General features: G+C 62.7%; 14 protein-coding genes. 5 read left to right on the top strand and 9 right to left on the bottom strand.

Going from position 1 to position 13,434, the window contains the following annotated elements:
- Positions 1 to 69: 69 nt before the first annotated feature.
- Entirely contained in the window at positions 70 to 1,503 is a 1,434-nt protein-coding gene (locus tag AC6I9R_RS17110; protein WP_461427266.1) for an aldehyde dehydrogenase family protein, read from the top strand.
- Positions 1,500 to 3,050, top strand: coding sequence for an FAD-dependent monooxygenase (locus tag AC6I9R_RS17115; RefSeq protein WP_461427265.1), 1,551 nt, complete (start codon positions 1,500 to 1,502; stop codon positions 3,048 to 3,050). Before AC6I9R_RS17110 ends, AC6I9R_RS17115 begins: the two co-directional genes overlap by 4 nt.
- Here AC6I9R_RS17115 and AC6I9R_RS17120 read toward each other — a convergent pair.
- The 4 genes from AC6I9R_RS17120 to AC6I9R_RS17135 all read right to left on the bottom strand — a co-directional run bounded on the left by AC6I9R_RS17120 (position 3,047) and on the right by AC6I9R_RS17135 (position 7,095).
- A complete protein-coding gene (locus AC6I9R_RS17120) occupies positions 3,047 to 4,237 on the bottom strand; it encodes an OsmC family protein (RefSeq protein ID WP_461427264.1) in 1,191 nt (396 codons plus the stop codon). The two genes, AC6I9R_RS17115 and AC6I9R_RS17120, sit on opposite strands and share 4 nt — an antisense overlap.
- 27 nt (positions 4,238 to 4,264) lie before the next feature.
- Positions 4,265 to 5,569: a TRAP transporter large permease gene (locus AC6I9R_RS17125; protein ID WP_461427263.1), complete on the bottom strand. Its 1,305-nt coding sequence runs from the start codon at positions 5,567 to 5,569 to the stop codon at positions 4,265 to 4,267.
- On the bottom strand, positions 5,569 to 6,033 hold the full coding sequence (locus tag AC6I9R_RS17130; protein WP_461427262.1) for a TRAP transporter small permease: 465 nt from the start codon (positions 6,031 to 6,033) through the stop codon (positions 5,569 to 5,571). The genes AC6I9R_RS17125 and AC6I9R_RS17130 overlap by 1 nt, the downstream gene beginning before the upstream one ends.
- 72 nt (positions 6,034 to 6,105) lie before the next feature.
- Positions 6,106 to 7,095, bottom strand: coding sequence for a TRAP transporter substrate-binding protein (locus AC6I9R_RS17135; RefSeq protein WP_461427261.1), 990 nt, complete (start codon positions 7,093 to 7,095; stop codon positions 6,106 to 6,108).
- 174 nt (positions 7,096 to 7,269) lie between these two features.
- Between AC6I9R_RS17135 and AC6I9R_RS17140 the strand changes: the two genes are divergently transcribed.
- Genes AC6I9R_RS17140 through AC6I9R_RS17150 form a run of 3 tightly spaced genes read left to right on the top strand, consistent with a single transcriptional unit; the run spans position 7,270 to position 9,530 of the window.
- Positions 7,270 to 7,992, top strand: coding sequence for a GntR family transcriptional regulator (locus AC6I9R_RS17140; RefSeq protein ID WP_461427260.1), 723 nt, complete (start codon positions 7,270 to 7,272; stop codon positions 7,990 to 7,992).
- Positions 7,980 to 8,720 carry an SDR family NAD(P)-dependent oxidoreductase gene (locus tag AC6I9R_RS17145; RefSeq protein WP_461427259.1) on the top strand — a complete coding sequence of 247 codons (741 nt, stop codon included), beginning with the start codon at positions 7,980 to 7,982 and terminating at the stop codon, positions 8,718 to 8,720. The genes AC6I9R_RS17140 and AC6I9R_RS17145 overlap by 13 nt, the downstream gene beginning before the upstream one ends.
- A 9-nt stretch (positions 8,721 to 8,729) precedes the next feature.
- The gene (locus AC6I9R_RS17150; RefSeq protein WP_461427258.1) at positions 8,730 to 9,530 is read left to right on the top strand and encodes a nitroreductase family protein; all 801 of its coding nucleotides are present in this window, start codon (positions 8,730 to 8,732) and stop codon (positions 9,528 to 9,530) included.
- 87 nt (positions 9,531 to 9,617) lie between these two features.
- Here AC6I9R_RS17150 and AC6I9R_RS17155 read toward each other — a convergent pair whose 3' ends face one another.
- The 5 genes from AC6I9R_RS17155 to AC6I9R_RS17175 form a co-directional block, all read right to left on the bottom strand.
- Positions 9,618 to 9,956: a nitrile hydratase accessory protein gene (locus tag AC6I9R_RS17155; RefSeq protein ID WP_461427257.1), complete on the bottom strand. Its 339-nt coding sequence runs from the start codon at positions 9,954 to 9,956 to the stop codon at positions 9,618 to 9,620.
- On the bottom strand, positions 9,943 to 10,602 hold the full coding sequence (gene nthB, locus AC6I9R_RS17160) for a nitrile hydratase subunit beta (RefSeq protein WP_461427256.1): 660 nt from the start codon (positions 10,600 to 10,602) through the stop codon (positions 9,943 to 9,945). Before nthB ends, AC6I9R_RS17155 begins: the two co-directional genes overlap by 14 nt.
- Before the next feature lie 6 nt (positions 10,603 to 10,608).
- Positions 10,609 to 11,223: a nitrile hydratase subunit alpha gene (nthA, locus tag AC6I9R_RS17165; RefSeq protein WP_461427255.1), complete on the bottom strand. Its 615-nt coding sequence runs from the start codon at positions 11,221 to 11,223 to the stop codon at positions 10,609 to 10,611.
- 149 nt (positions 11,224 to 11,372) lie between these two features.
- A complete protein-coding gene (locus AC6I9R_RS17170) occupies positions 11,373 to 12,047 on the bottom strand; it encodes a hypothetical protein (RefSeq protein WP_461427254.1) in 675 nt (224 codons plus the stop codon).
- Positions 12,048 to 12,067: 20 nt separating this feature from the next.
- Positions 12,068 to 13,396, bottom strand: coding sequence for a cytochrome P450 (locus tag AC6I9R_RS17175; RefSeq protein WP_461427253.1), 1,329 nt, complete (start codon positions 13,394 to 13,396; stop codon positions 12,068 to 12,070).
- Positions 13,397 to 13,434: the final 38 nt, after the last annotated feature.

Consider the following 13,434-nt stretch of genomic DNA (forward strand, 5'->3'; position numbering starts at 1 on the left):
GCCACGAAGAACCCCCAAGGGTGGACGTGGCCCGCGCCTTGAGCAAGACTATCCACACGGGGGGCATCCATGGGAAACTTGGCAAAGCACTACATTGCAGGCGTTTGGCGTGACGATGGCGGCCCTCCTGTCACAAGCCTCAATCCCGCCGACGGCACGTCCGTTGGCACCTATGTGCCGGGCAACGCCACACTTGCGCAAGAAGCTACATCCGCCGCACGCGCCGCATTCGAAGAAGGCACCTGGGCCGCATCCCCGCGCCTGCGCGCGACGGTCCTTCTGGAATTCGCAGATCGCCTGAGCGCCGCGAAGGACGAGATCGCAGATCTTGTGGTGGCCGAGAACGGCAAACTGCGAGCCGAGGCCATCGGCGAGACGATGGCCGGCATCTCCGAAAGCCGGTACTACGCGGGCCTTGCGCGTAACATTCGCGGGTCGATGCAGGAAATGATGCCCGGCCAGATGTCCCTGTTCCACCGCGAGGCCGCGGGCGTGGCGGGGATCATCGTGCCCTGGAACGCGCCAGTGACACTTCTGGTCCGCTCTCTCGCGCCCGCCTTGGCAGCGGGCTGCACGGCGGTCCTGAAACCCGCCGCCCAGACCCCTTTGGTCCATGCCCGCATCATGCAATGCTTGGCAGAGTGCCCGTCCTTGCCCGCCGGGGTGGTGAATTCCATCAATGAGAATGGGATCGAGGTGGGGCAAACCATGGTCGCCTCGCCCGACATTGATGTCATCAGTTTCACCGGCTCTAGCGCCACCGGCCGCAAGATCATGGAAGGCGCGGCCAGCACCCTGAAACGCGTGGGGTTGGAGTTGGGCGGCAAGGCCCCCTCGGTTCTGTTCGAGGATGCCGACCTGGACCTGGCCGTGGCGCAACTGACCCATGGATCCTTGGCAATCGCCGGGCAGATGTGCGCTGCCGCCGCGCGGTTTCTGGTCCACGACAGCATCGCGGAAGACTTCGCGGCGCGCATGACGAACGCCCTGAAGGCGGTGCGCGTTGGTCCCGGCGCGGACCCCACCAGCCAGATGGGGGCATTGATCGACACTGCCAATCAGGCGCGCCTGATGCGGCTGATCGAACAGGCGGGCGATGAAGGCCGGATGCTGCTGAAGGGCGGCGCGCTCGATAGTGGGGCCTTCCTGACGCCAACCCTCTTTGGCATCGACGATGTCACGTCATCCCTTGTGCAAGAAGAGCTGTTTGGCCCCATCATCTCGCTAGAGACATTCGCGGATGAGGCGGAAGCCATCGCGAAGGCCAACGCCACGGTCTACGGTTTGGCAGCCTCCGTCTTCACCCGCGACCACGCCCGCGCCATGCGCATGTCCCGCGCGATCCGCGCTGGCACGGTCTGGATCAACGCCCATCTGCGGCTTTTCGCAGAAGCCGAAACTGGCGGGTACGGGCAATCCGGACTGGGTCGCCTGCACGGGCCAGAGGGCCTAAGCGACTTCCTGGAGACCAAGCACATCTTCATGGAACAGGGCACGATATGACGAACTTTGACGTTGTCATCGTCGGCGGCGGTCCGGTTGGCATGGGCCTTGCGATTGAATTGGGGCAGCGCGGGGTGCGCGTTGCGGTCGTCGAGCGATATGCGCAGCCGCAGCGCGTGCCGAAAGGCCAGAACCTGACGCAACGGACACTCGAAAGCATGGACGCCTGGGGGTGTGAGCCCGCCCTGCGCGCCGCCCGCGTCGTTCCGCGCGGCGTTGCCAACGGCGGGCTTGTGACCTACGGCGCACTGCTCAGCGACTACCACTACGATTGGTTCCCGCGCGAGAAAGTCCAGCCATTTTACGGCCAAACGCTCGACCGCTTGCCGCAATATGAGACCGAGGCCGTTTTGCGCGCCCGCGCCGCAGAGATCCCCGAGATTACAACGCTTTATGGATGGTCCTTCGCGGCTTTGTCGCAAGACGAGGGCAGCGTGACAATTGAGATTAAGGAGCATCGCGGGGCCGCCACCCAGACCCTGACCGCGCGATACGCCGTCGGCTGCGACGGCAGCCGTTCCGCGTTTCGGGACGCCGCCGGGATCACCCAGACGATGTCAGACCACGACAGGCGCATGGCGCTTTTGGTGTTCAACTCGACTGAGCTGCACGACCTTCTGGGGGAGCGCTATGCCGAGAAGTCTTTTTACAACGCCATCAGCCCGGACCTGAACGGCTATTGGCTGTTTCTGGGTCGTGTGGATCTGGGCCGCGAGTGGTTCTTCCACGCACCGGTGCCAGACGGCACGACGGAAGACAGCTTCGACGCCGAAGCGTTCATGCACCGCGCCGTCGGTTGCGCGTTCGATCTTGAGGTCACGCACAAGGGGTTTTGGGATCTCCGGGTGGCACTCGCCGATACCTACTCCAAAGGTCGGGCGTTCGTGGCGGGCGACGCCGCCCATTCGCACCCGCCCTATGGCGGCTACGGGATCAACACCGGGTTTGAGGATGCGCGCAACCTCGGCTGGAAGCTGGCCGCTGTCTTGGAGGGTCAGGCCGATCCGGCGCTGCTTGACAGCTACGACGCTGAACGCCGCCCCGTCTTCGCATCGACCGCGCGTGATTTCATCGAAAAGTTCATCGAGGAAGACCGCGCGTTTCTTGAGGCCTATGCGCCCGAGCGCGACGAAGAGGCGTTTCGCAAGGCATGGTTCGCACGGCCCGAAGGCGCGTCCGAGATTGTGAGCTTCGAGCCAAACTACGAGGGATCGCCCATTGTTGCGGGCGACGGTCAACCAAGTGCCAAGGGCGATCACCGGTTCGAGGCCCGCGCGGGCCACCACCTAGCACCCCGCGCCCTGTCAGATGGGCGCACGACCTATCAGGCCTTGGGCGACGGCTTCACTGTGTTTGCCTTCGACGCGCCGGACATCGCCCGCGCAATGGCGGATCTACCCGTGACCGTCGTCACCGATAGCGACGCGGGCGAGCGGCGCGACTACGGCGCCCGCGCAATTCTTGTGCGGCCCGATGGCTTTGTGGCTTGGGCCGGGGACAGCTGCGACGACCCCACCGCCGTTTTGAGGATGGCCATGGGCGGCTAGACCCGCGTGATCTTCAGCTTGGTCTTCAGGTCCGTGCGGCAGAACGCATGCAGGAAACACGTCCGCTCGGACACATCCAACATGTCGCGGGCGATGGCGTCGCTTTCGCCCGTGATCAGATGCACGTGGGTTTCAATCGGGTCGGCGGTGCCCGCCTGCCCCGTCCCGCCCGAGGCGCCCCCAAGAGAGAAATGCGCATCCTGCACGATGGAATAGCGCGGCAAATCCAGCTTCTCCATCGAGGCCATGCGCCCGAACTGCGTCATGAAACAAAAGCCAATCCCGGCAGAGATGAAGCTGACGGCATCCGGCGCCCTGCCCTGCCCACCCGCCCCCGGCGCCTCATCACTGAGGAACCGGAAGATGCTGCCGTGGGGGCTATAGAGACGCTGCTCGATCACCTTCACGCCGTCCTCGCGCAGGGTGCAGATCGCACCGGGGTTAAGCGTTCGGTCCTGCTCATCGGTGAGGCTCGTTGCCGCCCCGGCGGTGCCGCCCTGCACGGCCTTCTTGGGTGTCATGCCGAGCCTTTCGATCAGAACCTCTTCGGTCGCAGCAGCCACCGGATCAGCGCCCGAGGGATCGGGCACGGGCGCATCGTCCAATTGCTCCGCCTCGGCCGTTCTCACCGGATCACCATTCTTGGTGAGCGTGAACAGGCTTGGCAGCTTCCCCCGCATCAAGCCGTTCAGGGGCGAGGCGTGGACGGCGTTGGCCAGCAGTTCCGACAGCGCGGCGTCGTCCAGATCGCACTCTACCTCCACTTCCAGCTCCACCGGCAGGGCGCCGCCCGTCATCGTGCGGTTCCGCATGGAGCCCTTCATCGTGTAGAAATTGTCCTGGATGATCCGCAGCTTGCGCAGCTGGGCCCCCTGCTGCGCGGCGAGCGCCGTGATCTCGTTCATGTAGCTGGAGATCATGCCCGTCGTCAGGAACGCCAACGGGCATGGGGCCTCATCGTAGCCGTTCAGATACGCCCCCTCATCGGACACCAGCCGCCACATCAGACCGCTGCGCGCAGAGATCACCAAGGCCTCTTTCTGGAAGCCCGACAGCGACCGCACCCAACACCGAACCGCATCGCCTTTGCGATTTTCCGGCGCTGTTAGGCCCACGTCGCCTGCATTGGCGACCTTGAAGAAAGGCGTGATGCCACTGGCGGCGATGATGTTTTCACCCAGGTGCATGGGAGGACTCCTTATCAGAACGCGCCGCTAACCGAACATCGTCTCGGGTAGGAACAGCGCGATTTGCGGGAATAAAACGATGGCGATCACCGCGAACAGCATGGCGAACCAGAAGGGCCAGATGCCGCGGAATATGGTGTTGAGCGGCACCCCCGGCGCAATGCCCTTGACGACGAAAACGTTAACGCCCACCGGCGGGGAGATGAGACCCATTTCCAGGCAAATCACCATCAGAACACCGAACCAGATCATGTCGATGCCGAGCGGCTCGATGATCGGCTGGACCAACGGCACCGTTAGGACCAGGATCGCGAAGCCGTCCATGAACATGCCCAGGACAATGAAGATCAGCAGGAACATCAGGACGACCTGAATGCCGGTAAATCCCTGCGCCTCGACCCAGAGGGACAGATCGTAGGTCACACCGGAAAACCCGATGAAGCTTTTGAAGACGAAGGCGCCAAAGAGGATCAGGAAGACGGTTCCAGTGGACTTCAGGGTGCTGGTGAAGACGTCCACCAGATTGGCGCGGGTCAGCTGACCCCGGAAGTAGGTGATGACGAACGCGAGCGCCGCGCCGACGCCTGCCGCTTCGACAGCAGAGAAGACACCCAAGTAAATGCCGCCGATGGTGATCACGATGATGCTGACGATGGCGGACGCGCGGCCCATGGCCCGGAACCGCTGCGGCAAGGGAACGGCCTCGGCCATGCTGGGGGCTTTTTCGGGGTTGCGCAGCACAACGATCCAGATCGCGATAATGAACAGCGTCGTCAGCATCAGGCCCGGGATCACGCCCGCCATGAACAACTGTCCGATGCTTTCCTCGGTCAAGATCGCGTAGATCACGAAGCCCGCCGAGGGCGGGATCAGGATGCCGAGAGTACCGCCCGCCGCAATCGCGCCGGTCGCCAAGCCGTTGTCGTATTTGTAGCGCTGCATTTCCGGCAGGCTGACACGGCCCATCGTCAAGGCGGCGGCCAGCGAGGACCCCGACAGGGCCGAGAAGCCCGCGCAGCCCACAATCGTCGCGGACGCGAGCCCGCCTTTGAGGTGGCCCAACCAGGCATGGGCGGCCGAATAGAGGTCCCGGCTCATGCCCGAGACGCCCACAAGGTTCCCCATCAGAACGAACAGGGGAATGATGGTCAGCGGGTAGTTTGACGCTTCATTGAAGATTTCACCCGCCAGCTTCGGGATCGCGGCACGTTGGCGGATCACGTAGATCCCGACAAACCCCACAAGCATCAAAGAGATGCCCACTGGCATACGGATGACCAGCAGCGCAAACAGCGCAATGAAGCCAAAGAGGGCGATCAGGCTCCCGTCCATCAGTCAGGCAACTCGTTGGGATCATCGCCGTCGAAATGGGCCAGACCTACGATCAATTGCAGCAAGACCTGCAGGGCGAAGAGGCCCATCATGGCCGAGAGGAAGTAGTAGAACGGTGCGTGCTCAATCGCCATGTTGCTGGTCAAGCACGCCCGCGCGGCCCCGCACGCTTTTGAGGCCAGCGCATAGCTCGCCAGGGCAAGTATGCCGAAAGACAGCAGCCGCATCAAAGCGTCGGTGAAGCGTGTGACCCTTCGGCCTGCGACCATGCTGATCACGTTGACCGACACATGGGCGCCCTGCCGCGCCCCATAGCAAACCGACGCCCCCGCCACGATGATCAGTGTCATGGTCGAGATATCGCTGATCCCGAAAATCGGGTTATTCAAGGCGTAGCGCCAGATCACCGCAATCAGCGTGATCATCATCAGGGCGAAGACCGCAATCGCCCCGACGACGGCCACCAGCCCGGTCAATCGACCGAGCTGGCGATCGGCCCACGCAAGGGCCTTTGGCGTTTCGCGCGACACGCGGGCTCAGCCGTCGGACATCATCAGGTCCATGACCTCGCCCATTGTCATGGGGCCTGCGTCCTGCGCCCGCGTTTCTTCCAGCAAGTCGGCGATGGCCGCGTTCCAACGCTCGCGCTCTTCCTCGGGGATGTCGATCAGCTCAACGCCTGCCTCTTCGGCCATCTGCAACCCGCGCATACCCGCGCGGTCATAGAACTCTCCGCCCGAGATTGAGATCGCGTCACTCGCCGCGGCGTCGATCCAGCCCTGTTGTTCTTCTGTCATGCCGTCATAAACCTCTCGGTTCATCAGCAACACGAAGGCGGACCCGGAGCCCGGGAACCAGGTCGTCACGTAGTTGGCGGGTTCATGGAGGTTGAACGACGGAATGGCGGACGGGCCGACTGCAATGGCGTCGATCACGCCGTTGGTGAGGTTCTGGTTGATCACGGTGACGGGTTGCGCGACGGCAGAGGCGCCCAGCGCTTCGGCAAACGGGCCATCCTGGCTGGCGGTAACGCGGACCAGCAGCCCTTCCAGGTCTTCCAGGGTCCGCACGGCCACGTCGCGGGTGATCAGAACCGGCGGCGCATTGGCCCAGATTGCCAGAACTTCTGCATCATATTCCTGCTCCAACACCTCGCGGGCGCGCAACAGGGCCGCCGTGCAGTCGGCAGCACTTTCACAGACGCCAGGCATCGTGATGGCGTTGGTCATCGGAAAGACTTCGCCGGTATAGCCCGGCAGGGCGAAGGCGATGTCGGCCACGCCATCCAACAGGATGCCGTACTGGCGCGGTGGGGCCGAATTCAACGCACCGGCGGGGTACATTTGCACCGTCAACTCGCCGCCCGAGACTTCTGCCAAGGCCTCCGCGAAGGGTGTGAAGACGGCGGCGTTCATCGGATGGCCCGGTCCCATGAAATACGCAAGGCTCAGTTCTTCGGCCTGTGCTGTCGGGGCAACCGTTGCAAGCGTCATTGCGGCGGCAGTGAGCATTCCTAATCTGTGCATATTGAGTTCTCCCTATAGGTGGCATCGCGTGCTTCCGGCCACCTCCTCCCAAAGGAACCGGTGCGACACCCTGCCCTAGTAGAGGCCAACTTCGTATACAAAGGGAAGCAAAAAATTGCACTTTCGGGGTTCTTGTCGGTCGACAGGCGTCATTTCGTATCCGATACTGCGGATATGGCATCCAGCGTCGAACATGTTCTTGCAGTCCTACGTCGGCAGATTCTAAGCGGCGATCGCCCGCCGGCTGAGAAGATTTCAGAGGCTGCGATTGCCGCTGAACTGGGGGTCTCGCGCACGCCCGCGCGCACCGCTCTGGCAGCACTTGAGGCCGAGGGCCTGATCGAAAAGCGGCAGGGGCGCGGCTATACGATCCGGTCCATCTCGACGGCTGATGTCGAGAAGTCCATCTCCGTCCGCGCGGCCTTGGAAGCCTTGGCGGCGGGCACCATGGCGCAAACCGGCATGAGCGATGAGGTGGAGGCGCGGCTGCGCCGCTCCATCCGGATGTCGGAGGAGATGTTGGCCGCCAACGGGCCCGTCGCCTCGCATCTGGAAATCTATCAAGAGGCCAACATTCTGTTCCATGAGACGATCATGAAGGGCTGCGGCAATGACCTGATCGCCCACACGTTTGAGCGCATTGCCATGCTGCCCCTGACTTCGCTTGGCTCGCTGATGTTCAAAGCAACGGACCCGAAACGAGAGAGGATGCGCCTGACCGTCGGTCATTCCCAACATGTCATCATTTTCGACGCGCTGAAGAAACGCGACGTCGCGCGTGCCGAGGCCATGATGCGCGAACATAGCCATGCGGCCCTCAACTATAGCGATCTATTCGTGAAGCCCGACACCCTGGCCGAGGCGCCTTCATCACCCGAGATGGCATGGGACGACTGAGCGGCAAGAACGCGGTCGTCACAGGGGGCGCCAAGGGATTGGGGTTGGAGTTTACGCGCGCACTGATTGCCGAAGGCGCGCGGGTTTTGGTCGCCGACATTGCCGATGGGCACAGTGCAGAGGCGGTAGGCGCGATGGTCATGCAAGCCGATATCTCACGCACCGAAGATACGTTGCGCGTGGCGAAAACGGCGCAGGAAAGCTTCGGCACCATCGACATTCTGATCAACAACGCAGCGCTCTATGCCAGCCTGCCCATGGCGCGTTACGACGAGATTGATCCCGGCCTGTTCGACGAGGTGATGCAGACCAACATCGGGGGCACTTGGCGGATGATCCGCGCCATCGGGCCGTTGATGGAGGCGCAAGGGGCCGGAAAGATCGTCAACATCACCTCGGGCACAGTGATGAAAGGCATGCCAGGCATAGCGCATTACGTGGCCTCCAAGGGCGCGCTGACCGCTCTGACCCGGACGCTGTCGCGTGAAATGGGGCCGCGGGGCGTCTGCGTCAACTCGCTGGCGCCGGGCCTGACGCTATCGTCCAGCATCCTTGAGAACGCAGAACATGCGGCCGCGACGCGGGACCGGGTCTTGGCCTCTCGCGCGTTGAAACGCGATGGCCTGCCCGAAGATCTGATCGGGGCCCTGGTTTTCCTATGCTCTGACGAAAGCAACTTCGTGACTGGCCAAACCCTCGCGGTGGATGGCGGGTCCGTGAACACTTGAGAGGCCAAGATGACTAACACCGACACCACCCCCGCCGTCGATCTGGACCTCGCAGAGGCCGAGATCGACCTGCCGGAAATCGGCGATACCACACGCTACGAGGCCTTGATGCAGGTGATCCGCAACCGGGTCACGGTGCGGAAGTTCGACGCCGATTACGTCGTGCCAGATGAGCATTATGAGATGATCCTGGAAGCCGCGCGCCACGGTCCTTCCGGCGCAAACGCTCAACCGTGGCAATACATCATCGTGCGCGATCAAGAGGCGAAGCAGCAGATCACTGATTACTTCGTCGCCGAACAGCGGTTCCGCGCGAAAGCCAAGATGAAGTTCCCAACCCCGGATTATCGCGGCCTCGCGACGGCGCCCGGGTTCATTGTGGTCTGCTCGGATATGCGTTGGGTCGATGCCTTCCCGGTTCTCAACGACGGCTCGGACCTTGACCGCATGTACTGCGAGAACGCCGAGCGGATCTTGCTGCAATCCGTGGCGGCCTCGACGATGTCCGCCCATCTTGCCGCCGCCGCGCTGGGGTATAACGTCTGGTGGGTCACCGCCATCGGCCAGGAAGAGGCGCAGAAGGCGCTGCGCCCGCTTTTGGGCATCCCGGAAGAGATCGCCGTGCTGGACATCTTTCTATTCGGCCCGCCCGCGCAGAAGCCCTACAAACGCTGGCGGCGATCCTCGGACGAAATCATGCATTGGGACGGGTATGATCGAAAGCACTTCATGTCAGACGATGATTTGCGCGATTGGATCAAGACGCGCCGCCACCGCGTCATGTATCGCGATGCCTCCAAAATCGATTGATCGCAGTAGCGCCATTCGTGGATAGCGTATTGTGCTTGCAAAGGTGCGGGGCTCGCCAAGGGGGTACCCTCCATTTGGCGGGCGGGCTTAACCCTCAGGGTCGTTGTCGAGGCTAATGGCGGTCCCATGGGGCGTTGCGCGCGCGGCGCGCTGCCAGGCGGCGGCTTTTTCCGCCAGTTGGTCTGCATCCGTAACCTGCGTTGAGACCAGGATGGCCTCCAACGCTGCCGCCCATCGCATGTAGTAGTCAGACCCATCCTGGGCTGCATCGGGGGCGTGGAGCTGGCCTGACAGCTCGTCTGCCCAGTCAGACCAGGCCAGGTTTCCGGCCTCATTCAGCGCAACCGTCAAGGCAAAGACCTGCGCCTGCCACGGTGCGTCGAATGCGCCGTCGTCCGGACGCTCTAGGCCTTCAAGCCGGTTCAAGGTAGCTCTCCCAGGCGTCGATGGTGCAGCTTAACCCGGCCTCCGCATCCGCCCCCCAAAGGTCGCGCCCTTCGAATACCACGGTGTAGAGCCATTGCGGCTGCTCACCTTCGCCGTGGGCGTTGGTATCGGGAAAAACATGCATCCCCCGGCTGGCTTCGATGACACCCACCTTGTCGCGCGCGTAGGCTGGCAAGCGCGTGTGACCGGCAGGATGCGCCCGACATGTGCGCACGCGCTGACCCGCGCTGAATTTCGCGGGCTGCGTCGACGGACGAAGGGATGGCCCGCCCGAGGCGAGGACACCCGGCATCGCCGCGCCCGTGACCTTCTTGTCAGGCCGCTTGGCGGGCGTCAGGGCGCGGCCCTGCGCCAGTTCGTCCTCCGTCACTTCGCCGTGCTTCTTGAGCAGCGCCGTTAGGCCTTCAAGCCAGATCTCGTAGTATGACAGGCTGTAGTAGGCCTGTGGCGACAGGCTTTCACGGGCATGGCGGCCCTCGTCAATCGACCAATGGCCCAGCCCGTTTGTCGCAATCGTCAGGCCCAGAACGCGGGCCTCCCAATCATGGTGAAAGATGGGCTCATCGGCTTCGGGGGCGATAGGCCCGAAGTTCATCTTGCCGCCAAGGTCCTGTGGCCCATCCATGGCGCGCTATGCCCCCGACGCAGGGCGCGGTGCGCCTGTGCCGATCATGCTGTCGCGCGTCACCAGGGCGGCCAGGGCGTCCTCGTCCCAACCGTCGGTACCCTCCGGTCGCATCGGGATCACCAGATACCTCAGCTCTGCGGTGGAATCCCAGACCCGGATCTTGGTCGTCTCAGGCAATTCCAGCCCAAACTCCGCCATGACGGCACGCGGCTCGTACACAACCCGAGACCTGTAGGGTGGGGATTTGTACCAGACCGGAGGCAACCCAAGGACCGTCCAGGGATAGCAAGAACACAGAGTGCAGACGACGATGTTGTGCTGCTCGGGCGAGTTGAACACGGCATTCATATGTTCACCCTGACGCCCGGCGAACCCCAGCGAGGCAATCGCCGCTGTTGCATCCTCCACCAACCAGTCCCGGAACGCGGGATCGACCCAGGATCTCGCGACGACGCGTGCGCCGTTCTGGGGGCCGACCTTGTGGGCGTAGGTCTCGATCACGGCATCGACGGCTGCCGGGTCGACCAGACCTTTCTCCACCAGGATGGTTTCAAGCGCGCGAACCTTGGCCTCAATATCGCTCAGGTCGTTGTCGTGGTGGTCGTGGCCGTCATGCACTTGCGAAGGTTTCCTTGGCAGCGTCGGTGGCGGGAGCTTTCAACAATTCTATTGCCAGTACAACGTACATGTTGGTGCGCAAGTGTCGATACGCACCCTCTAATCCGATTGCTCCCCGTCACGTCCGAAGAGCAAACCGCGCCGCCATTCTACCCATGCCGCGGTTGAGCGTTAGCCACCGCTTCGGCGTAACCCGTTCGGCGCCAACGTTGGAACACCGGAAGCCATATGGGTTTCAGCACATATAGCCCAACCCGGTACAGCTTCAGGATCATACGGCGCCAACCCGTTTGCCGGGCGTGCTGTTCGGCCACGTGATCCAGCGCGGCCTCGAAGAAAGCCTTGTCGGAAATCTCCCCGAAAATTTTCATTCGGACCGCCTGCTCGGACGCATGCGCGTCGATCCGGTCGCCAAGGTCTTGGTCGGCCATGTTCATTGCCTGCCCCAGATCGCCGTGGGTATGCGCCCTTGCACCGACGGATATCAGGATCAGATGGGCAGAAATCGGCGACCTGATAGACTGGCGGCGGGCCAACCTGTGATAGGTCCGCCAATATGTGGCGATGCTATCCAAGGGCTGGCTCAACCGATCAAGAACATGATCTTTGTAAAGATCCAGAAAGTGGCAGATAACGCGGTAGGCGTATTCGCTGTCGGCACTCTCGGACAGGCGCGCAAGCCAGCGCCGCGTCGTACAAAGGTACAATCCGGCAAAGAGATGGTGGATGTGATGGGGATGGGTGGGTTCCAGCGCGCGGAAGTCATCGGCAATTTTGCTGAGCTCTCGTTCTGCCAGCTCGGCTTTGGTCTTCCAGAAATCCACGTCGATGAATGCCGCGTCTGTCACAGGCGCTCGGCCTCGATCCAGACGCCCCCCTTTGGTCGCAGGGACATCGCCGTCCGCGGCACGGGCGCTTTGCCTGGCGTCGCGGTGAAACGAAACCGCGTCAAAAACTCTGACAAGACGACCTGCATTTCGACCATGGCAAAAGTCTTTCCGATGCAACCACGCGCGCCGGTCGAAAAGGGAAGGAAGGCGCGGCGTGGCGCGTTCTCGGAAAGAAAACGTTCGGGGTTGAACCTGTCGGGGTCATGCCAATGCACGGGACTGCGGTGCATGGCGTAAACCGGCACGATCATGAAGCTGCCTCCCGTGACAGGGCAACCGCCCACCCGATCCGCGTCACGTGCGTCGCGCAGCAGGATCGGCACAACCGGATAGAGGCGCATGGCTTCCTCGATGACGGCCCTCACGAAAGGAGCCTCACCATCGGGCGAGGCCCGGCGTTCCAACACCTCGGCCCGGGCACGATCCTGTGCCTCAGGATGCGTGGCCAAGAGGTAAATTGCCCAGGATAAGGCGGTGGCAGGCGGCTCGTGCCCGGCCACGACCATCATCATGAGATTGCCAAGCATCTGCTGCTTGGACATCACGCGCCCCGTCGCAGGGTCCTTGGCCCCCAGAAGATGCTGCAAGAGATCATCATGATTGGCGGATGTCGTCGCGGCGCGTGCATTGATCTGCGCCGAGAGGTCCTGCTTCAACGCCGTCAAAGACCCAGCGCCGCGTTTTTTCAAACATGCCGCAAGGATGATGGGCAGGTTGAAGACATCGGACGGTGTGACGCGCAAAGTCGCGTCGCTAAAGGCGTCCATCGCGCGCCGCAATGCCGGCAGATCAGGCGGATCATAGCTCTCACAGGCGGTTTGAAGGCTGGCGCGCAGGGTGATGTTTTCCAGGAAGCGGGCGGCGTCGAACCTCAGGAATTTCTGCGCGGGCAGTTTGGCGGCCTCGTGCGCGACAAGATCCTTGAACAACGGAATGTGGTCTTTGCACCGCTTGGCGCTGTACATCGCCAAGACTGAACGCCGCTGCCATTGGTGGGTTTGGTCGTCTGCCACAAACAGACTATCGCGCATCGCGGGGCCCATGACGCTGTGGATGACCTTGGATCGCGGGTAGTTCGCGCCGTTGGTTGCCAGCACGTACTCCAACTCATCGGGGCCGGAAACGGAATGCCACTTCCAGATCCGCCGACCGGACATGATGGGGACGGACAACAGCTCGGCGGGAATGACAGTGGCGGGATCCCGGGCCGCCTTACGAAGCAGAGAGAACACGCCTGACACGCCATAGCTGAGTTCGACTTTTGGTGGGTAGGTGTCGGTCATGGCGCCGTGCCCCATGCGGATGGCGACGGCAGGGCAGC

It is taken from the genome of Gymnodinialimonas sp., from assembly GCF_059726805.1.